This window comes from Prevotella corporis DSM 18810 = JCM 8529 (assembly GCF_000430525.1).
Lineage (GTDB): Bacteria > Bacteroidota > Bacteroidia > Bacteroidales > Bacteroidaceae > Prevotella > Prevotella corporis.
Map to the genome: position 1 here is coordinate 1 of NZ_AUME01000043.1, position 23,123 is coordinate 23,123.

The window sequence follows — 23,123 nt, forward strand, 5'->3', positions numbered from 1 at the left end:
GCTATCGAGTCGTTGTACAAACAGCTTAAACAGAACTTCCCGCTTCATTTCTTCTATGGGGACAGCGTCAATGCCATACAAATACAGACATGGGTAGTCTTGATAGCGAATCTGCTGATAACAGTTCTGTCAAGAAGCATCAAGAGACACTGTGCATTCTCACAAGTTGTTACCATGATACGACTTATGCTTATGTACTACGTTGATTTTATCGCATTCATGGAAAATCCCGAAAAAACTTGGAATGATTTCCTTGCAAAGGAGATGCAAAAAGCGCCACCTGAACCAAGTCTTTTCGATTAGGGGGGCTTACTTTTGAAAAAATTAACCCAAAAGTCCTATTTTACGGGGCTTCGGGGAAGATTTTTATGTTCTTTTGAGTTTTACCGGACAGCAATAGAAAAAAATGAAACTTACACATTCGCAAATTTCGGATATTCCATCTTTGCTTTTCTTTTCAATTATTGTGTCCATTTGAGCTTTATCGGCCAGCAATGATAAATATACTATCTTCGTTTATTCTTTTGTGGATTCTTATATTCCTTATTATTTTTAGATTTATAATTCTTTCTAAATCTGATATAGTCTTGTGGGCTGCTGCCAATAGCTTTGGAGTTGTATTTTTCTTTACCGCGGAAAGATTTGTCATTGTAAAGTTTAGGAATCAAATCGCTTCTGCCAATTTTGTAAAGCTCAAGTTCAATATTACGTCTTTCAGATGGTTTGTACCAGAAAAAGAATTGTCGTTGTGCAAGTTTTTCTCTTGGTGTTTTAGCAGAATAGACAGGCTCTAATGTGTAAGGGTCGTAGCCTGAATACCAAGTCTCCGTTGACACAGTCATCGGAGTGGGGGTAAAGTCCTGAACTTGCTCCAAATTGAAATTCAAGTCTTTAGTCAGTACTGCAAGCTCAGCCATATCCTCTGCTTTGCATCCAGGATGCGATGAAATGAAATAGGGGATAATCTGCTGATTCAGATTGTTTTCTTTGTTTATCCTGTCAAAAATCTTCTTGAAAGCGTAGAACTGTTGGAATGAGGGCTTTCGCATTAATTTCAATACCCTGTCCGAGGTATGTTCCGGTGCTATCTTCAATCTTCCGCTGACGTGTTTTGTTATCAGTTCTCTTGCATACTCTTGTGCTGCATTATTAGTTTTCTCATCTTTGCTTCTGTGAAGTATTAAATCGTATCTAACACCTGACCCAATAAAACTTTTTTTGATTTCTGGCAAGTTATCTACGGCTTTATAGATTTCTAATAATTTGCTATGGTCTGTATTGAGATTTGGACATATCTCTGGATTGATACAACTTGGACGCTTGCAATGGTCGCACGCTTTTTGATTGATGCCCGCCATGCCATACATATTGGCAGATGGCCCTCCAAGATCGGACAAGTAACCTTTGAAATCAGGCATCTTAATGACCTGTCTGACTTCATTCAAAATACTTTCCTTTGAGCGACTAGCAATAAATTTTCCTTGATGAGCAGATATTGTGCAAAAGGCACATCCTCCGAAACATCCTCTGTGAACATTCACACTAAATTTGATCATTTCATAGGCTGGAATTGTTTTGCCTCTATACTTTGGATGAGGTTCACGTGTATAGGGTAAGTCGTATGACGCATCCACTTCAGAAGTAGTCATTGTAGGATAGGGAGGGTTCACCACAACATAATGATTATCAACAGGCTGTATTATTCTTTGAGCATATTTCTTGTTGGCCTCCTCTTCTATATGTTTGAAGTTCTCTGCCTCTGCCTTTTTACTGTGCAGGCATTCCTCGTGTGAGTGTAGAAGAATGTCGTTGTCCGTTATTCCACTAGGAATCTCATTTTCATTGCATAGGAATACGGTCTGTGGAATATAGTTAATATCTTTTATTGACTTTCCTGCTTCAAGTTCTTTTGCAATGGCAATAGATTGTTTTTCTCCCATGCCATAGATGATGATGTCGGCATTTGAATCACAAAGGATACTCTTGCGCACTTTGTCTTGCCAGTAATCATAGTGCGTCAGACGTCGCAATGAAGCCTCTATGCCACCTAAGACAATGGGTGTATCGGGATAGATTTGCTTGAGAATTTTGCTGTAGATAATCGTTGGATATTCTGGCCTCAAGTCATGACGTCCATCTGGAGAATAGGCATCTTCTGATCTTAGTCGTTTATTTGCGGTATATTTGTTAACCATCGAATCCATAGCGCCTGGTGCTATTCCAAAGTAGAGACGTGGCCGTCCAAGTTTTTTGAAGTCGCGAAAATCACCGTGCCAGTCTGGTTGTGGTACAATGGCCACTTTGTATCCCGCTTTTTCCAATGTGCGTCCAATGACGGCAGCCCCAAAAGCCGGGTGATCAATGTAGGCATCTGCTGAAAATAAGATGATATCAAGTTCGTCCCAACTTCTCAGACCCACTTCTTTTTTCGTAGTAGGTAGAAAATCGGTTAACTGATACCTTGAGATATAAGTTTGTTTTTGGTCTTTTCTCCTTATATCCTTTTTTTCCTTTTGAGGATCTCGCTTCTCAGGATTTTTTTTATTTCTATGAGCTATATTTGATTTTTTATAATCCAACGAAATTCTTATTATTATTTTTTAATGTTATGCTTGTCGTCCATCTCGTCTTGACCAACAGCAATATCCTGCCATTCTGTGTAAAGCTTTATGAGGTTTTTCAGTCCTAATGCCTTCATGTTCTGATTGTAGATGACGTCAAGACATAGGTCCAACAACGCATTATCTTTTGTTGTATCCGATTCCAGTAATCCCCTGATATTGTATTTTAATTTGTCGAGTACTTCCTCATTAATAATTCCACTTGAATCAATTAAGTGTGAGAATAAAGAGTATTTTCTAATTGTTTCAAGATGTGCCTCACTCACTTCGATATGTCTTGTGTTTGAGGCGTTTGATTGTATCTTATACATATTCGTCATGTTTTAATCTGTTAGCTTTTATTGTAGGAGAAATGAAATCAGTCCATGCATGATTCTGCGCCGATCGTTATTGGCTTTAATGCACTCAAAAGGGAATCCCATCACTACAGAGCGATAATCATAGCCTTTATATGCAACAGCAGCACTTGAATTATCAGCGTATTTCATGATGCTAAAGGCAGAACCTGTGGGTAATATAATGTCAGGAGAATATGCACCGTAATGTTCTTCATTTAAATTCCTATAAACATCAAAATTAGTACCTAATCCTGTAACTACCGAATTATAATTATTCGTATTGCTTCCACCAGATTGTATTTTAAGGTATTGGGCAAGCCACTGTTGCTCCATATTGGATCGCATGTCAGCTGCGAGATATGCCCCACTCACCAGTAGGTTGCCTCTGCCTTTAAGATAGTATGCCAATTTTTCTTGCATCTGTGGGCGCAATGCTTTATAATAGTAAAGGCTATGTCCATCATCCTTTTCTAATCCTAAAATCAAATCAACTAATGCGAAGTCGTTAAGTTTCACCAAACCATTTTCTATTGCAGCATTGGTACAACTTGCTATGTTGTATTTTCTGATTTTGGAAATGGCTTCTGCGTGAGTCTTTACGTAGTTGAAGTCATTGCCTGCTAAGAATTGGCCAGAAAGTTCATCTCCTCCAAAGCCAAGAGCGGTTGGTCCTTCCTTTCCAATTTGCGATTTGTCAAAATTACTCTGTTTTCCGCTCCAGCCAGCTGTGGCTCCATAACTAACACCTGGGTCGGATTCAAAATCGAACCCCTGTTCGGTGCTTGTATCTATGATAGCCGGAGAAGACAAACGGTGAAATCCGTTGACAATAAGGATAGTCAGCTTGGCTCCTTTTTGATGATAGGCCGACAAAACCTCTGTAGGGAAACTTTCCCCACCACTATTACATGCCGTTACCTTGAAGTTATAAAGTATGCCAGGTTCTATTTTTAACTCATAGGACATGCCCTTGACATTAGTACCATTATCAAATCCGCTTGTTCCAGTTGACATGTAAATGTTGAAGGAACTGGGAGTCGCAGTTGGTTCAATAGGGTCGTAAACTGCATTCCATTTTAGTCTTATCTTGTCCTCTGCAGTATATTCTATTCGAAAATTATTAGGTGAAAGTGGTTGCACCACATACTTTGTTCTATGGAGAGCCGAAGTATAGCGAAGAATTGTTTTATAGATGGAACGGGCGAACGTGAATTTAAAGTTCGGGTCCTGGCCCAATCGCATATCTTTGAAGTTTTGGTGCGACATGGTTTCAATGATAGCCGACGGGACTTCTGGCAATCTTGTCTCACTATAGTTTTGATCTTTAACAGAACGTGTATTCCAATTTCTATGGAACGTTGATTCGATATCTCTTTTAACGTTAGTGACAAGTTGCTCTGCAAAAATTTTGGAAACTCTTCTGGTTAGCCCCGTGCCCAAAGTTGGATTTCCATTTTGAGTCGTACATATCCCTAATGTTCCTACTGTGGTTCCATCTTCTTTAACTCCAGCATCACTATGAATGGCCAATGACAGTTCAATGGGAACCTTTAATCCATCTTGTTTTGGAACATAAGTGGAACCACCTGCGAGCCAATTAGTATATAATGATCTAGAGTTGATGTCATCATTGTAGTCGTTCGTACCATTGCTCTTACTAACGATGTTCCGAGGGGCTCCCGCCCATTGAGTAAAATACCTTGCTCCCTCCAGTGTGCGAGGAAAGCCACTTGTGCCCCCCCCCCTTGCAATGTTCCCCATTCCACCTCCAAAGCGCACCGCATCGGCAGTTACGATTCCTCTTTTTTTGCTATGGTTGGTTACTAACACCCTATTATAGATATTGCACCCTCGGTCAAATTCAAAAGTTCCAAGATAAACCCAAGTTCCTCCTCCCATCTTTTGGTTCACATGAAAATGGGTCTCTTGCCCCTTGTGATATACGATATATTCGGCCCTTTCTACGCTGCGTTTTACTGTTTTATAGCTTACATATACAGCATAAAATCCATCCTCTGGGAAATATGGCTGATAGGAAGCGTAGCTTATCCTACTTTGACGCTTTATAGATTTGATTTGCCTTGCCGTTCCTGCTTGAAATGGATTTTCTCCGTCGCCATAAGTTCCTTCATGAGATGCAAATCCAGTGCCGGAAAAATTTTCCCATTTTCTTTTATCATTGGTCTCAGCGTAGAATGTCTTGTCATTGTCGTTATCAACAATTATTTCGTTCTTTTGCCAATCGCGTTCACGGGGAGAAACCACTACAGCTCCAGCATTTTCCAACATTGGGAATAGATAAGGGATGACGATGGTTTGTGTGAATAAATCTTCCGTTGTCCCAAATAAATTAGGACGCTGCCACTTCCAAAGTTTTTTGCCAATATCAAAATACCTCCCGTGAGAAGCCCATATTGAAAGGTGTCTGCCATTCAAGCCTTCAGAAATGATGTTAGGTTTGGAGATGTTTTCTACCCAAGGTTTACCTTTGTATTCATTTTTGCCCCAAGACGCATCAAGACTTTGGCCATTTGCATGTAATAGACAAAAGATACTTAAAAGAGAATAGAATATGTTTTTTTTCATTCGTTAATATCTCCGATACTAAACTGGTCAGGCCTTTTACCCTTGAAATCCTTAAAATACGACTTAATGATTTTCATATCCTCTTCTACATTTCCTGAAGGATAAATTAGTTTCGTACAAGAAATTTGTTTATTCTCATAGTCCAATGCGAATAGAAGAATTGGAATTTGAGCTTTTAATGCAATGAAATAGAATCCCTTTTTCCAGTCAGGATTCAGAGACCTTGTTCCTTCTGGCGTAATGCAAAGTTGGAATGTCTTGGATTGGATGGCGGTTTCTGCTAAAATTTCAGTCAAACTTGTATGCTTGTCTCTGAATACGGGAATTCCTCCCATTCTCTTTAGCAGAATCCCCAAAGGCCAAAAAAACCAATCCTTTTTCATCAGGAAGTTGCTTTTCAAACCTTCTGCACTTCCAAACAACTTTCCCAATATGAAATCCCAATTACTTGTATGGGGGGCAAGACAGATAATAAACTTGTCTGGGTATTCGATACTTACGTTTTTTTTCCATTTCATGACCTTATACAGTAGCCATGATGAGAATTTGTTGGGCATATTTATCCTAAATTGCTGATTTGGTCAATAATTTCCCCTACTTCCTCGTTGAATTTATCCTTAAGATCTCTAAAATACTTCTTGGGTTTCATTCCTGGTTCTACATGTGAAACTCGGCTAATGTAGTTGTTGCGCATAACCAAAATAGAAGTTAAAAGAGCTTCTACATTCTCTTTGTTAACGTTGCTTCCATAAAGAGAAGCTGCCAAAGCCTCGGCAAACAAATCACCACAAATGTAATTGATGGCGCGCTTTAAATCTCTTTTATTACTCATGTTTTATAATAATTTTGAATACTAAAAACCATATAGATGTCCAAAGATAAGTAAAATCCGATAAATGAAAGAATCTATTTTGAAAAATTAGTTTTTAAAACTTTATTTATTTATTTTTCTTCTCATTTATCATTTAAAAACTGTACATTTGCAAACTATAAAGATTGTTTTTAAAAATATTCAAAATTTTTTATGGAAACGAGTGCATTGCAAAAAGAAAGGGCAAAATATCAGCCCAAATTGCCCAAGGCTCTTCAGGGTGCTGTTAAGATCAAAGAGGGCAAGCCAACCCAAAGTGTAGATGATTACGAAGAAATCAAAAAATTATTTCCAAACACGTATGGTATGCCTCTTGTCGAGTTTGTACCAGCTGATTCACAAGATTCGCTCAGCATTAATGTGGGAGTGATATTATCAGGGGGGCAGGCTCCCGGTGGTCACAATGTCATTTCTGGCCTTTTTGATGAATTAAAGAAAATAAATCCGAATAACCGCTTGTATGGATTTTTAATGGGACCAGGAGGATTGGTTGATCACAATTATATTGAAATTACTTCAGACTTGATTCATAATTATCGCAACACGGGTGGATTTGACCTCATTGGCTCAGGAAGGACCAAACTCGAATCGATAGATCAGTTTGAGAGGGGATTGGAAATCATTCGTCAATTAGATATCAAAGCGATTGTGATTATAGGGGGTGATGACTCAAACACCAACGCTTGTGTGTTGGCAGAGTATTATGCGGCAAAAAAGTACGGAATTCAGGTTATCGGTTGCCCCAAGACTATTGATGGAGACTTAAAGAACGAACAGATAGAAACATCTTTTGGCTTCGATACAGCAACAAAAATATATTCAGAGTTAATTGGAAATATTGCTCGTGATTGTAATTCGGCCCGCAAATATTGGCATTTTATTAAGTTGATGGGGCGCTCGGCCTCACATATCACATTGGAGTGCGCATTACAAACACAACCTAACATTTGTTTGATTTCCGAAGAAATAGAAGCGAAGGACAGAACACTAAACGATATAGTTGAGTACATTGCCAGAGTTGTAGCACTTCGTGCAAAAGATGGAAAGAATTACGGATTGGTTCTCATTCCAGAAGGACTTATAGAATTTATTCCTGCAGTAGGGCGTCTGATAAAAGAATTGAACGATCTGTTGGCAAATCATGGTGAAGAGTACATGGGGCTTGACCATAAGGCCCAGAGAGCTTATATCATCGAACATTTGTCACCTGCAAATAAGGAAACCTTTGTTACATTGCCTGTTGGAGTCGCTCATCAGTTATCTCTTGAGCGCGATCCTCATGGAAATGTGCAAGTTTCATTGATAGAAACAGACAAGTTGTTGTCAGACATGGTCAGTGCAAAACTTGAGCAGTGGGCCAAAGACGGCAAATATGTAGGAAAGTTTGCAGTTCTTCACCACTTTCTCGGCTATGAAGGACGTTGCGCTGTTCCTTCAAACTTCGATGCTAATTACTGCTATTCCCTTGGTACAAGTGCTGCACAGCTCATAGTCAATGGAAAGACGGGGTATATGGCTATCGTGAAAAATACGATAGCTCCGACAGAGGAATGGATTGCCGGCGGTGTGCCCATCACCATGATGATGAATATCGAGAAACGTAATGGTGTCATGAAACCTGTCATTCGCAAAGCATTGGTAGATTTGGAAGGAGCTCCGTTTAAAAGCTTTGCTTCTAAGCGTGAATTATGGGCGAAAGAGACATCCTACATCTATCCTGGACCAATTCAATATTGGGGACCGTCTGAAATCTGTGACCGCACTACAAGAACACTAGTTCTTGAGCAGAACAAAGAATTGCAATCGAATTGTTGAAATCAATTTAAACGGTTTTATGCTGTAAAATAACACAATAATGGATATTCCTGAACGAATCTATCATATTAAACAACGATTGCACAATGTGCATCCTTGGGTATGGTGGGCTTTAGGAATATCTATCACATTATTGTACTCCTTCTTGTTCTATCATTTTTTTGTTTCGCCTTCTGCATTCAGATGGAGGGCAATTTATGGAGATCCCGATTATCCTGACGGCTATGAGATCCATGGAATTGATATTAGCCATTATCAGGGAACCGTGAACTGGAATCGTCTTAGGAATGCCATGATAGAAACATCACCTATTAGATTTGTATTCATCAAGGCGACAGAAGGTGATAGTCATCTTGACAAAAAGTTTCGAGAGAACTTCTTTAACTCAAAGGAGGCTGGCTTTATTCGTGGAGTATATCATTTCTGGAGTAATCAATCCTCACCACGTCGTCAAGCTTATTTTTTCCTTGCTATGGCACCGCTTGTTCCTGGTGACTTGCCTCCTGTTCTTGATGTGGAGAATAAACCTGCATCCATGTCAAATGAAGAGTTTCAGCAAAACATTCTTACTTGGCTTCATATTGTTGAGGATAAATATCATGTGAAGCCAATCATATATACTTATTATAAGTTCAAAGACCAATATCTTTCTGATTCTCGTTTTGATGATTATCCATATTGGATTGCTCATTATTACGTTAACAAAATGGAATATACTGGCCCATGGAAATTCTGGCAGCACACTGATGCTGGTCGATTGCCTGGCGTGAAAGGTTATGTCGATTTAAACATCTACAATGGTAGTTTCTATGATTTGGCTCAATTACTCATACCTGAACCTATTCCGGTTGAAGTACCAGACAGCACCATTTATGATTCTCTATCAGTCTATTCTGGCAAAGTTTGAGCGTCTTTGCTTTTTCAAGAAGCAGCGGAACGTCATCGGCATAAAATCCACTTAAAATTAAAATCCCGTCATCTTTCAATGCAGTTTTGAAAATGGGCATGTCTTCCAAAAGAATATTACGATTGATGTTTGCCATAATTACGTCAAACATCATATTGAGTTGGTTGATTATATGGCAGTTACCATGTTTCACCTTAATTTTCGTATTATTTAGAAATGCATTGTCAATGGCATTTCTCACACTCCATTCATCTATATCATATCCATAAACATTATCAGCCCCTCTCATGGATGCAACTATCCCCAATATGCCTGTTCCACACCCACAGTCCAGTATGTCTTTATTCTTCAAATCCATATCAAGTAACTCACCTATAATCATTTGAGTCGTTTCATGAGCTCCCGATCCAAATGCTTGCCGAGGGTTTATTCTGACAATTAATGGCTGGTGATTATCTCTCGAATCAGAGTCGATGAGTGATGTCGGATTGGGAGTGTTAGAATTACAAACCACACATCTATCATCAATTACAATAGGCTTGAATCCGTTGTTTTCCCATTCCTCGTTCCAGTTCTTATCTTGGACATCTGACACATCGAAGAGGATTTTAGTGCCAGGTAATGGAAAGTTTGAAATCCCATGCAGTAATAACTCTTTATTATATGATTCTTTCATACAATAGCCTGTCACAAATTCATTCTCCTCGACGAATGAGTCGCAACCTGCTTCTCCAGCTATTGCTATTAAAAGTTCACGTGCAATTTGGGAATCTGGGGAGAGATGAAATTTAAGTTCAAGATAGTTCATTTTCTTTTATTTAATACTTGTTGCAAATTTACAAAAAATAGGGAAAAACCTACCTATTCTTAGGGAAATTCCGTATATTTGCAAACATACTTATAGTATATTTGCATTAACGTGATATGATTACGATAAAATGCAAAATAAAAATATAAAAAGAGGAGATATTTACATGAAACTATTTATTCATTTTTCATTTCTTTTAAGTATCCTTCCCTTGAGTGCGACGGCTCAAGATGACCTCTACTTTATTCCTAATGATGGTACGAATAAAAATATGCAGGAAGTTGTCATTGATAAAAATGATGGAGCCCCTACATATTATAGCGGTATCAATAAATCGGACATGGAGTACAATCACCGTGGAAAGTTCCGCAGTTCTTACCAGAAAATAGGAAAAGACTCTTTGGGAAATGATATTATTCAATTTGAAATTGGTAATGGAAAATACGGTGAGACAGATACCGTTTACCAAGTAGAACGCTATTACAATAGTGATGAAGATGATTTTGCCTATAGTAGGAGAATGGGACGATTTGAAGGTTTCTGGGGATATTATAGCCCATGGAGAATAGGAAGTCCTTATTACTACAGTGCATGGGGGTATTGGGATCCGTGGTACTCCGACTTTTATGGCCCCTGGCTCGGATATGGTTACGGTTACGGCTGGGGTGGATATTATGGATGGTACAATCCCTGGAGATATGGCTATTATGGTTGGGGCTCATCTTATTATTATGGAGGATGGTATCCTTACGGTTACAGCTGGAGACCTAATTATTCCTACGGAGGGGCCTTTGGACATACCGGAACAGCAAATCATTGGGCAAATGGTCGTGTTTTCAATAATAGGAACGTAGCTGGTTATCGTGACAATGGGAATACCAATCGTGATTTCCAATCTTATGACAACACAAGAGTTCGCTCCAGCCGATTCGGAGGATCACGTGGCGTTACCAATGGTAATTTCGGAGGCTCAAGGAACAATTCGACCCGGTTCAACAATACTCGCTCATACACTCCGAACCGTAGTAGTTTTGGTAGTGGAACACGTTCGTCTTACGGAGCCGGTAGTTTTGGAGGCTCACGTGGTGGAGGCGCCACTCGTAGTGGAGGCGGTGGGCGTTTTGGCGGGCATCGATAGGAATCCCCCTTTCAGAAGATAAACAAGTTATATGAAATAGATATTAAATTATGAAGATACATTATTATCTGTTGGCAGCGTCTTTATTGACAATGCCTGCATTTGCACAAGAGACGTATGAAAATGCACGAATAGCCGATACCGATCTCAATGGAACTGCGCGCTATGTAGGTATGGGCGGCGCGCTTGAGGCTTTGGGTGCCGATCTTTCTACCATGAGCAGTAATCCTGCTGGTATAGGACTCTACCGTCATAGTATGTTGAGCGTATCAGGTGGTTTGTTGTTGCAAGGTAAGGGCAATGAATTTGCGAATGGCAACAAGCTCAATACAAGTTTTGACCAGATAGGTGGAGTCTATTCTATGCGGACCCGTAGAAATTCATATCTTAACTTCGGCTTCAACTATCAAAAGAGTAAGAACTTCAACTATATCCTAAATGCAGCTAATTCGCTTAACGGAAGTTCACAGAATGGACAATCATACCTTAAGGGCATGATAGGGAATGAAGCTAACGGAGGATTCTCTGTCGGACAGGATAAAAGTGGGACTTATTATGGATATATAGATGACAGAAGCTCACATACAGCACTTCCATGGAGCAATGTAGATTATCTCTATTGGAATACGATGATTCCTGATGCAAGCGATGGAAAATTCTATGCCTATGATGCTGATAGTTATCAGTTCGACCGTGCCAATAAGGGCTATATTGCTAACTATGATTTCAATATTAGTGGGAATCTACGCGATAGAGTTTTCCTTGGTGTCACATTCGGCTTGAAGGATGTACATTATAAAGGTTATAGCGAATATACGGAGCAGCTCTCTAACAGCATGGGGCAAGTTACTCTGGCAGATGAACGTCACATCACTGGTAGCGGATTTGATGTGACGGCCGGTGTCATCGTTCGCCCGATAACAAATTCTCCATTCCGTATCGGTGCTTATGTGAAGTCGCCAACATGGTACGATTTGCGCACGGAGAACTACACCACGATTGCAAATAACTCCACGCAAGGAGGCATTTATAATAAGGGTTCTGTTTCAAACGCCTATGATTATAAGATTTGGACTCCATGGAGGTTTGGTGTCTCTATGGGACATACTATCGGCAATTACATTGCATTGGGACTGACTTATGATTATCAGGACTTTAGTAGCATGAACACAAGAATCAACGATGAGGCTTATGTGGATTATTATTATGGTGATGTCTATGAGTCAACGTCAGCTGATGTGGTAATGAATAATCACACGGAAAAATCGCTAAAGGGTGTTAGCACTCTGAGAATTGGCGCTGAATTTAAGCCTGCAAAAAACTTTGCCATACGTGCTGGCTACAACTATGTAAGTCCAAAGTATTCATCTAATGCTCAGAAAAATTCAGGTTTGGCTTCCTACGGTTCAAGTTATGCTTCGGCAACCGACTTTACAAACTGGGATGCTATTAACCGTTTTACTGTTGGTGCTGGTTACCAAGCTGGCAAATTCAACATCGACCTTGCATATCAGTATAGTTCGCAGAAGGGTGATTTCTACCCATTCTCAACTATGAGTGTACGTGATGGAAACAAAACTTACACGAACACTCCGACTGTTTCCAAAGTTGAAAACAATCGGAGCCAGTTACTTTTGACTCTTGGATATCATTTTTAATTGATATCAACAGTATATTCTTTTTCAGGACTCAGATTCGTCTGAGTCCTTTTTATTTTGAACAACTAATAACAAATACTTTATTAGTTTTTATTGCTGTCCGATAAAACTTTTTCAACCCAAATCGGTCATTAGAAAAAGTTTCTTGTCATTTTCTAATGACCGATTTGGGTTTAATTTTCAAAAGATGACCTCTTGCCTTCCGAAAGGAAAGCTTTGGTTGTGTCATAGCTAACCTTTTGTCGCTATGCTAATACCATTCTTGTATTCAATGCATAATGGAAAAGAATTGTTCATTGTTGAATTAGGATTACCTATAGTAGGAATAACTTCTAAAAACGGGGATAATTATAGCAAAATGATAGTCGCTGGACTATGAGAAATCAGGGTTTAGCATTTAAGAAATAATATGAATACGTCCCCTTATGGGCCATTCGTTTGTTTACCCCTCTTAAATATATGAGTTTTGCTTCTTTATAATATCTTGGCAACAAACTATCAGTAGGATAATAATGCGGCAAATGATTCATGAAACCGCGCAAATCTTTATCCAGCAGAAAGCCAATGAGTTGATAATTTGCAGACGTCTTTGTTGCATTGTTTATCAAACTATCAGGCAGCAACAACGAATGAACCTTACCTGGTCTGAGAACAGTTGAACCGCCAACCAATGGGTATTCAAACAACTCATCGCCTAAATGTCCTGTACGGGCTACCGAGTAGATTGTGAGCATTGATGTTACAGAATCCGTCTCGCCAAATTGTTTGATCAACTGCAGAGCACCTTTATAATCCCCATCAACCACCAATGATTCTATACGAGCTCTCTCATGAAAACGTCTGTCATGATTCGCCATAGTTCCCACCATTAGAAACATGATAAACATAAAACAGAGGTTAATCCACATCGATTGTGAAACAGGGCCATAGGAACGCAATTCAGGTTCATAAGGCTCGTACTTTTTAACATAAAGAATGATGGGAATATAAATAACGAAGAGCGATAGAAGAACCCACAAGGATGAATGAAATTCTATTTTTTCAGCAACATTTGGGCTAATATCAGTTATTGCTATCAGTACAAGAACAGATGGGAAATAAGTCATTGCAACACCTCTTTTCTTAAGATGAAGAATTGAGTTTAGACCCACTTGAAGCAACTGTAAAAAAATGGTGATCAGCACACCACCCAACCATGGAACGTAAAAGGTCTGTCCACCAGACGCTATATGCTGAGTCACCCGCAAAATATCAGCTTGATAGAAAAACAGGTAGCTGAATGTGAAAACGCAGAACAGGATGGCACAAATGACCTTGACTAATTTGTTATCTATTGTCATCGCCACTTATTTGTTTTTACGAAGAACAACTGCACTCCGCGCCGGAATATATAATTTCAGCCAGCCTTTATGTTGCTTGGCATACAAGACATCATAATTAGTCAGATGCGGAACACTATCATCCGCAAAACCATATCCGCCGAATGATTTATCATCGGTATTCAGTACAACCTCATATTCTCCCTCTTCTACCAAGAAGCCATAATCTGTAAAAGAACGATTGGGAGAAAAATTGAATACGAAAAGTAAATCACCACGACTATATGCCAATATTTGATCTCCATCGTTATGCCAAACCTCTTGAATTGCGGTATTGTTGAAGTTTCTCTCTGTCTTTAGAACTACCAACATTTGCTTATCAAAATCGCCCAAATAATGATAACAAAGCTCTTTGTTGTCAACAAGATTCCATTGGCGACGTGCATATTTATGACTCCAGCCATTGCCTTCTCGAGGAAAATCAATCCATTCAGGATGGCCAAACTCATTGCCCATGAAATTCAGATAGCCACCATTCATTGTCGAAGCGGTAGCCAAACGAATCATCTTATGCAAGGCGATGCCTCGTCTTGACATTTCGTTTTCATCTCCTTTTTTGAAATGCCAATACATATCTGCATCTACTAAACGGAAAATAATTGTCTTGTCGCCCACCAAAGCCTGGTCGTGCGACTCACAATAAGAAATCGTCTTCTCGTCAGAACGGCGATTCTTTATCTCCCAGAAAATTGAGGATGGCTTCCAATCTTCATCTGGTAGTTCTTTGATGGTTTTTATCCAAAAGTCTGGTATATTCATGGCCATACGATAGTCAAAGCCATATCCACCTTCATCAAATCGAGCAGCCAAGCCAGGCATTCCCGATACTTCCTCGGCAATGGTTATCGCATTTTTGTTGACTTCATGAATCAGACAATTAGCAATAGTAAGATAACAAATCGCATTATCATCCTGATGCCCATTAAAATAATCAGCATAGCTTGTAAAGTCTTCACCCAATCCGTGACTATAATAAATCATTGAGGTAACACCGTCGAACCTAAAACCATCAAAATGATACTCATTCAACCAATATTTACAGTTCGACAACAAAAAGTGGATGACATTGTCCTTCCCGTAATCAAAACAAAGCGAATCCCAAGCTGGATGCTCATGCCTCTCACCAGGATAGAAATATTGATTGGGGTCGCCAGCAAGGTTACCCAGGCCTTCCACTTCGTTCTTTACAGCATGAGAGTGAACAATATCCATAATCACTGCTAATCCAAGATTGTGTGCCTCGTCTATCAATGACTTCAGTTCTTCTGGTGTGCCAAATCTTGAGCTTGCTGCAAAGAAAGAGCTGACATGATAGCCAAAGCTCCCATAATAAGGATGCTCTTGAATTGCCATAATCTGAATGGCATTGTATCCATCTGCAGCTATTCGTGGGAGGACCTTCTCCTTGAATTCCGTATAAGTACCAACCTTCTCTGCATCCTGCGACATGCCAATGTGGCATTCATATATCAATAATGGTGATTTGTCTGGGATAAACGTTTGCTTTTTCCAGACAAACGGTGTCTCGGGGTTCCACACCTGTGCAGAAAAGGCTTTGGTTTCATTATCTTGTACGACTCTTTGAGCCCAAGCAGGAATCCTCTCTCCACCACCATTTGGCCAATGCACGTACATCTTATACAAATCCCCATGTTTCATCTGATCGGGAGAAAGTGTCAGTTCCCAATTACCACTATCGCCTATCCGCTTGCAACAGTAAGCCTCTGACTTCTTCCATCCATTAAAATCACCAATCAAATAAATTTCTGTTGCATTGGGAGCCCACTCCCTGAAAACCCAACCTGATACAGTTCTGTGTAACCCAAAATACTGGTAGCCATTCGCAAAGTCAGACAAGGTTTTGCTTCCATTTTGGGTAAGTTGACTTATCTTCCATAAAACATGTTCATGACGGCCTTTAATCGCATCATTAAAAGGTTTCAGATAAGAGTCTTTTGCAACAATACCCAAAAACAAATCCTTAGCATCTTGTTTACTCTTTCTTACCTTTTTTGTTGATACACTTTTCGAACCTTTTTTATTTGTTGCCATGGGAATTACTGCTTAAATGTTACATCTATGATTAATTATTAGATCGGATACCATCTTCATAATATCCTCTTGCTATTATCTTGCCATCTTTATCTCGTTCAGTAAACTTGCCGTTGCGCTTATCATATTTGTACGAGCCTTCAAAACGCTTGCCATCAGCATCTATTTCTACAGCATCACCATGTTTTTTACCATTTTGGAACACTCCTTTAAATTTACTTCCATTAGAAAAATAAATTGTGACAAATCCATCAACCTTCCCATTACGGAACTGCCCTTCTATGACATCTTTATTTTTCTTAACCAATTTTCCCTGGCCACTCTGTAAGTCCTTTTCCCAATTTCCAGTATAAACATCTCCATTACTCCAAGACATTGTGCCAAAACCAGACCTGAAGCCCTTGAGGAAATGGCCAGAATAATAATCTCCATTCTTGTATTTAATTATCCCTTCGCCAGTTCGTTCTCCATCCAGATAATCCCCTTCATAACGGTCGCCGTTACTGAACTTATAAATACCCTTTCCGTTTTGCAGGTCGTTTTTCCACTCACCATTATATTCGTCACCATCAGCATAGAGATAAATGCCTTTTCCTTCCTTCACATTATTCACCCAATCACCAATAAAGGTTGAACCATCTCCCCAGTAGAAACGTCCATGGCCAAATTTCACATCATCTTTCCACTGTCCATCATAATAAGCTCCATTGGCAAAAGTGTATCTACCTAAACCGTTTCTCTTATCTTGAATCCAATCACCATCATATACATCACCGTTATAATAATACATCTTTCCATGGCCTTGCTGATAATCTTTGTACCAAAGCCCATTATATTTATTACCATTCTTGAATGTATATGTGCCTTTACCATGCTGCTGGTCTTGAAACCACTGGCCAACATATTTTTCACCATCAGCAAAGGTATAAGTTCCTTCACCTTGACGTCGGCCTTTCTCAAATTCTCCTTCGTAAATATCACCATTCCTATAAATCGTTTTACCCTTACCATTCGGTTTGCCTCTAAATATCTGGCCTTGATACTTACCACCATCCTTCAAATTAATAGAGCCAGTTTCTATCTGTTGAGCCATTGAGAACAGAGGGATGAATGAAAACAAAAAAGAGATATAAAGAATTTTCACGTCAGAATAATATTTAAATAATGCTATAATTGCAAAGATACGTCTTTCCGAGCGCTTAAACAAAAATATAAACTTTTTTTTAGGAAACCGGAAGAAAGCACTAAGATTGAAATTAAAAACAGGCGCATGCCTCATTTTGCAGTCTGTTTTTTGTGTTAGATTATTCAATAGCTCAAATTAAAGGTTAGTTAGTCGACCCTAAAAATAGTTGAGATAGCATTTTAATATAAACATGTGGGAAAATTGGTGATGAGAATTTAAATCCCGTCCTCTACAACATCATATTATCCCCTTTTCAATAAGACACAAAAAAAGCCTCATAGCTCTTTTGAAGTTGAATGAGGCCGCTGCAAGGATGGCATTTGACGGAGTCTCCGAAGAGACTATTTTAGGAGCCCCCTAATCGATGATCTGACCTACAGTACCCTATGATAGGTTCTATACCTGCCCAGTGGCAGAAAAAAATTGTGTTTTTTGTTTTTGATGTACTGTGAGTCTTCGTCGTGTCCGAAATCATGATTTGTGTTTGACCGCTCATATTTTGCCACCGTTACCCTCTGTTGAAGGCAAGTGTTTTTATTTTCTATTGCTGTCCATAAATCTGAAAATCAACTAATAATAGATACGTAAATAGGGAAAAAGCTGAAATTACCAAAATAAAGAAAGTGCAAATGAGATAATTAGTTTTGCTGCTGACACAGCTTAAAAATAATGAAGTATTGATTTATGCATTTAACAGAAGAAGCCCATAAAGCCAGCCATATTGATTTATGACTGGCTCCACTACTATGACTTTCCAATATTACTTCTTCATACCTTTGTATGCTTTATTCAAACCTTTGATTACGTCGTTGGTAATATTATATGCACCATCTGCATAAAGAATGTTGTCACCACTCTTCGCTAAAACCATCGCATATTTCTTATCCTTATTATAATCATTCAGGAAATTATGCACGCTGTCAGAAAGAGCCTTGTTGTATTTTGCAACTTCATTTTGGTATTCATTTCCTAAGCGTTGCTGCAAGGCATCAGCATCTTGTGCCTGTTTTTGAATGCTTGCCTGAACTTGCTCTGCCTGAGCCTGAGTATATTTATTGGATTGGACATTCTGCTGGAAGTTGGCAGCTGCTTTCTGTATAGCTTGTTGCTTGCCCGCCAAAGTTTTCTGAATATTCGCTTCCTTTGCTTTCATGATTTTTGTGACTTCCTTCCAGTAGGTATATTGACTCATAATAGAATCAATCTCCACGTAAGCAATTTTTTGTCCTCCTGAAACTGCAGAGTCATTTGTCTTTTGTTCAGCATTTTCTTTAGTACTGGTATCGTTTGACCGTGGCTGATTATTGCAGGAAGTCATTCCAAAAACCAAAGCAGATATTACCAATGCGCTAAAAATCTTTTTCATTCTAGGTTATTATTATTATTTCTATTAAATTAATTTTCACGTACGATTTAAGATTGATATCAACCAAAAACTAAAAAGCATGATTCGTTTTACGTGCTTCTTTATCTTGGTCAATAACACAGTGGATTCCCTTTTCCCTAAGATACCTATTGTCATGTATATGCTGGGACTTGAAAGTTCCACCTTTCTTAAATATAATTCTTATGCTCAGTAAAACAATGGCTATAGTAATTATTAACACACTGCATATTAAAGTTCCAACCATTTTATTTATCTTTGCATTTATATTTTTCGCAAAGGTAACACAAATCGATAAAATATCAAAACAAATACTATTAAAAATGACAAACATTGAATTAAAGCCTGCTCGTGTTTTCGAGCAATTCGCAAAAATTAATGCGATTCCCCGACCATCGAAGCACGAGGATAAAATGATCGAATACCTAGTAGAGTTTGGCAAAAATCACAATTTAGATACAAAAGTTGACAAGACTGGAAATGTACTTATAACAAAGCCTGCGACAAAAGGCATGGAGGATGCTTCGACTGTTATTCTTCAAAGCCACATTGATATGGTCTGTGATAAGCTCGTTGATGTTGATTTCGATTTTCACAAAGATCCAATTCAGACCTATATAGATGGTGAATGGCTGACAGCAAAAGGTACTACTCTGGGCGCTGATGATGGTATTGGAGTGGCCTATGAATTGGCGTTACTTGCATCAGATGATATTGAACATGGAAAAATTGAATGCTTGTTTACTGTTGATGAAGAGACAGGTCTTACTGGTGCCTTTGGTCTTGAACCCAATTGGATGACAGGTAAATACCTTATTAATTTAGATTCTGAAGATGAAGGTCAAATATTTGTGAGCTGTGCTGGTGGTATTACTACTGACAACATATTCCGTTATAAGCCTGAGGAAGCTCCAAAAGGTTACTTCTTTATGGAGGCCAGTGTCAAAGGCTTCATCGGAGGGCACTCTGGTGACGATATCAACAAAAAACGTGCAAATGCCATAAAGGTGCTTGGACGCTTCCTTTATATGGAACAAAACAAGTTGGACTTACGCATTGCAGAATGGAATTCAGGGAAGATGGATAATGCAATACCACGCGATGGCAAGGTTATATTTGCAGTTCCAATGGCAGAGAAAGAAACTGTCAAGGCAGATTGGAATATTTATACAAAGGGGGTTGAAGAAGAATATCATGTGTCCGACCCATCTTCGGTATGGGGACTGGAAAGCACAGATACTCGTCCTGTTATTGAAAAGGAAGTGGCAAGAAATTTAGTTATGGCCATTCAAGCTGTAGATAACGGTCCTCTTACCAACTGTCAGGATGAGGCGCTGGCCTATATGGTTGAGACGTCAAGCAACGTCGCGGTTATTCGTACCGAAAAAGACCGTATAACAGTTGTAGCATCACAAAGATCAAATGTTGCCAGTGCGCTTACAAACATGGCAAACACTATAAAAGCTTGCTTCGAACTAGCGGGCGCTGAAGTTCATCAGCACGACCAATATCCTGGTTGGAAGATGAATCCCAACTCGAAACTCGTGAAGGTTGCGGTAGAAGAATATAAAAAATTATTCAATAAAGAACCAGAAGTCCTTGGCATACACGCAGGTCTTGAGTGTGGACTTATCTCTGAAAAATATCCAAACGTGGATATGATGAGTATCGGCCCAACTCTCCGTTTTGTACATACTCCAGAGGAGCGACTTCTAATACCAACTGCTCAAATGGTCTGGGATCATCTCCTAGCTGTTCTAAAGAATATCAAGTAATCTTTTGTTTCAAATATTTATTGATACCCATTTCCCTCTTATCTGGGAATGGGTATTTTTTAGTTTCAAATAAGATGGAATTGAAATGAGACTCTCAGTCAATTATTATGTACCATCTCTGCGTTCTAAATTTGAAATTAAGGTAAGAATACACACTTATAATACAAACGAAGAAAGTTGGCATAAATTTTGTAAAATTCTAAACAGCAGAAAATAATATTTTAATACATTACTAACTATGCAAAAAGGAAAAATTGGAGTAACTACGGAGAACATATTCCCCGTCATCAAGAAATTTCTTTATTCCGATCACGAGATTTTTCTTCGTGAAATGGTATCAAATGCTGTAGATGCAACACAAAAATTGAAAACATTGGCCATCACTGGCGATTTCAAAGGTGATCCGAAAAATGCGAGGGTCAGCGTTTCTCTCGATGAAAAGGCTGGTACCTTGACCATAAGTGATAATGGAATCGGTATGAATGCCGAAGAAATCGACAAATACATCAATCAAATTGCCTTTTCTGGCGTTACGGATTTTCTTGACAAGTACAAAGAAAAGGCGGAGCCTATAATTGGTCACTTTGGGCTTGGCTTCTACTCTGCATTCATGGTATCAAAGAAAGTCGAAATTTTAACAAAAAGTTACAAGGAGGATGCAAAAGCCGTTAAATGGAGTTGTGATGGCAGTCCAGAATTCTCTATTAAAGAAGCTGAGAAATCAGACAGGGGTACAGACATCATTTTGCACATAGACGATGATTGTAAAGAGTTCCTTCAGAAAAACAAAATTGAGGAATTGCTCAACAAGTATTGCAAGTTTATGACCGTGCCTATCATCTTCGGCAAGAAACAGGAGTGGAAAGACGGGAAAATGGTTGATACAGAAGAGGATAACATTATCAACAACATTGAGCCATTGTGGACAAAAACTCCGTCAGGCATCGAGGATGAGGACTACAAGAAGTTCTATCGTGCACTATTTCCCATGAACGACGAACCATTATTTTGGATTCATCTCAATGTGGATTATCCATTTAATCTCACCGGCATCCTATATTTCCCACGCATAAAGAACAATATCGAACTTCAGCGCAATAAGATACAACTCTACTGCAATCAAGTTTTTGTCACTGATCAAGTAGAAGGCATTGTACCAGAGTTTCTTACCCTACTCCACGGTGTCATCGACTCACCCGACATTCCTCTGAACGTAAGCCGAAGCTATCTGCAGAGTGATGCTAATGTAAAAAAAATCTCATCGTACATCACTAAGAAAGTGGCCGATCGTCTCAATTCTATTTTCAAGGATAATCGAAAAGAATATGAAGAGAAATGGAACGATTTGAAACTATTCGTAAACTACGGAATGCTCTCTGAGAGCGATTTTTACGACAGGGCAAAGGACTTCTCACTCATCACTGATGTTGATGGAAAATCATTTACATTCGACGAATACAAGACACTTATCAAAGATAATCAGACCGACAAGGACGGTAACCTCATCTATCTTTATGCAACTGACAAAGAAGAGCAATTCACTTACATTAATGATGCGGAAAAAAAGGGTTATAGCGTAATGATTGCTGATGGGCAACTTGATGTTCCGAAAATTTCCATGTTAGAACAAAAGTTTGAAAAGTCTCGCTTCGTGCGAGTAGATTCCAATATTATTGATAGACTCATTGCAAAGGGAGATGCCCCAAAGCAGACTCTGAATGATATTCAACGTGACATTTTGTCAGAAGCTTTCCATTCACAAGTTCCCAAAATTGAAAAAGCAGAGTTCAATATTGAAGTTGAATCCTTAGGGGCAGAAAACCAGCCTGTAGTAGTTACGCAGAACGAATATATGCGTAGGATGAAGGAGATGAGTCGTTTTCAACAAGGAATGGGATTCTACGGGCAAATGCCAGACTCCTACACTTTAGTAGTTAATTCAGAGCACCCTATTGTTGAAGAAATTCTTATCAATGGTGAAAGTGAGACTTCAACAAAGTTAAAGCCTATATTGAGTGAAATAAAAGGACTTGAGGCACGTCTTGCAGTACTTAGACAGGAACAATCTAAGAAAAAAGCTGAGGAAGTTAGCCAAAAAGAAAAAGATGACATAAGCAAAACTGAAAAGGACATTGAAGCACAAAAAGATCAGAAAAAACAAGTTATCGCAGGCTATGCCAAAGGTAATAACAAGATTCAGCAGCTCATCGACCTAGCACTACTTCAGAATGGCATGCTGAAAGGTGCTGACCTTGCGCAATTTATCAAACGCTCCATCAGCTTGATAAAATAGAAGGCACTACCCTATTATTAGATAAAATCCGAAACGTTCCATCCTCATCAATTGGGGATGGAATTTTCATTTATATCAGTTAGGAGCAGTAATGCTCTGAAAGCTGCACAGCATGGTAGTGTCCTTAAAAGTGTGTAATTCATCTTTCCTTTCTCAGTACTTCCGCTGTTATTTTATTCTTTTCTTTCCAGTTTTTGAATTGATATATTCTCCTTTCATATGTTGTCTTTGTTTCCTCCATCGCCACGGCTGCCAGGAGGAAGATGACAGACTTTTCTGATGGCATGGATGTTCTCATTTGGATGGTTCTCC

The 23,123-nt window shown here is 39.0% G+C and carries 16 protein-coding genes and 1 pseudogene; 7 read left to right on the forward strand and 10 right to left on the reverse strand.

The features are described 5' to 3' along the window. Positions 1–303 (forward strand): annotated as a pseudogene (locus H515_RS14745) (IS4 family transposase); the annotation flags it as partial. 203 nt (positions 304–506) lie between these two features. Here the strand turns inward: H515_RS14745 and H515_RS0108435 are convergent. The 5 genes from H515_RS0108435 to H515_RS0108455 form a co-directional block, all read right to left on the reverse strand. After that, entirely contained in the window at positions 507–2,498 is a 1,992-nt protein-coding gene (locus tag H515_RS0108435; RefSeq protein WP_238300161.1) for a YgiQ family radical SAM protein, read from the reverse strand. Positions 2,499–2,593: 95 nt separating this feature from the next. Continuing rightward, positions 2,594–2,932, reverse strand: a complete 339-nt coding sequence (locus tag H515_RS0108440) for a hypothetical protein (protein WP_025877370.1) — start codon at positions 2,930–2,932, stop codon at positions 2,594–2,596. A 27-nt stretch (positions 2,933–2,959) separates the two neighbouring features. Continuing rightward, entirely contained in the window at positions 2,960–5,545 is a 2,586-nt protein-coding gene (locus tag H515_RS0108445; RefSeq protein WP_025877368.1) for a golvesin C-terminal-like domain-containing protein, read from the reverse strand. Further along, positions 5,542–6,102, reverse strand: a complete 561-nt coding sequence (locus H515_RS0108450; RefSeq protein WP_025877366.1) for a 1-acyl-sn-glycerol-3-phosphate acyltransferase — start codon at positions 6,100–6,102, stop codon at positions 5,542–5,544. Before H515_RS0108450 ends, H515_RS0108445 begins: the two co-directional genes overlap by 4 nt. Positions 6,103–6,104: 2 nt before the next feature. Then, positions 6,105–6,377, reverse strand: coding sequence for a hypothetical protein (locus H515_RS0108455; RefSeq protein WP_025877364.1), 273 nt, complete (start codon positions 6,375–6,377; stop codon positions 6,105–6,107). A gap of 192 nt (positions 6,378–6,569) precedes the next feature. Between H515_RS0108455 and H515_RS0108460 the strand changes: the two genes are divergently transcribed. Next, positions 6,570–8,231 carry a diphosphate--fructose-6-phosphate 1-phosphotransferase gene (locus tag H515_RS0108460; RefSeq protein WP_025877362.1) on the forward strand — a complete coding sequence of 554 codons (1,662 nt, stop codon included), beginning with the start codon at positions 6,570–6,572 and terminating at the stop codon, positions 8,229–8,231. Between the two features lie 40 nt (positions 8,232–8,271). Further along, positions 8,272–9,138, forward strand: coding sequence for a glycoside hydrolase family 25 protein (locus tag H515_RS0108465; protein WP_028901838.1), 867 nt, complete (start codon positions 8,272–8,274; stop codon positions 9,136–9,138). On the opposite strand, the gene prmA is transcribed toward H515_RS0108465, so the two are convergent. Next, entirely contained in the window at positions 9,071–9,946 is an 876-nt protein-coding gene (gene prmA, locus H515_RS0108470) for a 50S ribosomal protein L11 methyltransferase (RefSeq protein WP_025877360.1), read from the reverse strand. The two genes, H515_RS0108465 and prmA, sit on opposite strands and share 68 nt — an antisense overlap. Before the next feature lie 166 nt (positions 9,947–10,112). On the opposite strand from prmA, the gene H515_RS0108475 reads away from it, so the two are divergent. After that, positions 10,113–11,084 carry a hypothetical protein gene (locus H515_RS0108475; RefSeq protein WP_025877358.1) on the forward strand — a complete coding sequence of 324 codons (972 nt, stop codon included), beginning with the start codon at positions 10,113–10,115 and terminating at the stop codon, positions 11,082–11,084. A 50-nt stretch (positions 11,085–11,134) separates the two neighbouring features. After that, positions 11,135–12,742, forward strand: coding sequence for an OmpP1/FadL family transporter (locus H515_RS0108480; RefSeq protein WP_025877356.1), 1,608 nt, complete (start codon positions 11,135–11,137; stop codon positions 12,740–12,742). A gap of 383 nt (positions 12,743–13,125) precedes the next feature. Here the strand turns inward: H515_RS0108480 and H515_RS0108485 are convergent, their stop codons facing one another. The 4 genes from H515_RS0108485 to H515_RS0108500 all read right to left on the reverse strand — a co-directional run bounded on the left by H515_RS0108485 (position 13,126) and on the right by H515_RS0108500 (position 18,725). Further along, positions 13,126–14,082: a hypothetical protein gene (locus H515_RS0108485; RefSeq protein WP_036890940.1), complete on the reverse strand. Its 957-nt coding sequence runs from the start codon at positions 14,080–14,082 to the stop codon at positions 13,126–13,128. Between the two features lie 6 nt (positions 14,083–14,088). After that, on the reverse strand, positions 14,089–16,173 hold the full coding sequence (locus H515_RS0108490; protein WP_025877352.1) for an alpha amylase C-terminal domain-containing protein: 2,085 nt from the start codon (positions 16,171–16,173) through the stop codon (positions 14,089–14,091). A gap of 31 nt (positions 16,174–16,204) precedes the next feature. Next, positions 16,205–17,266 carry an MORN repeat-containing protein gene (locus tag H515_RS0108495; RefSeq protein WP_154653677.1) on the reverse strand — a complete coding sequence of 354 codons (1,062 nt, stop codon included), beginning with the start codon at positions 17,264–17,266 and terminating at the stop codon, positions 16,205–16,207. Positions 17,267–18,119: 853 nt separating this feature from the next. Further along, complete coding sequence (locus H515_RS0108500) at positions 18,120–18,725, reverse strand: OmpH/Skp family outer membrane protein (protein WP_025877350.1); 606 nt, start codon at positions 18,723–18,725, stop codon at positions 18,120–18,122. A gap of 341 nt (positions 18,726–19,066) precedes the next feature. On the opposite strand from H515_RS0108500, the gene H515_RS0108505 reads away from it, so the two are divergent. Together H515_RS0108505 and htpG are read left to right on the forward strand one after the other, a co-directional pair. Then, positions 19,067–20,518 carry an aminoacyl-histidine dipeptidase gene (locus H515_RS0108505; RefSeq protein ID WP_025877348.1) on the forward strand — a complete coding sequence of 484 codons (1,452 nt, stop codon included), beginning with the start codon at positions 19,067–19,069 and terminating at the stop codon, positions 20,516–20,518. Positions 20,519–20,756: 238 nt separating this feature from the next. After that, positions 20,757–22,811 carry a molecular chaperone HtpG gene (gene htpG, locus H515_RS0108510; protein WP_025877346.1) on the forward strand — a complete coding sequence of 685 codons (2,055 nt, stop codon included), beginning with the start codon at positions 20,757–20,759 and terminating at the stop codon, positions 22,809–22,811. Positions 22,812–23,123: the final 312 nt, after the last annotated feature.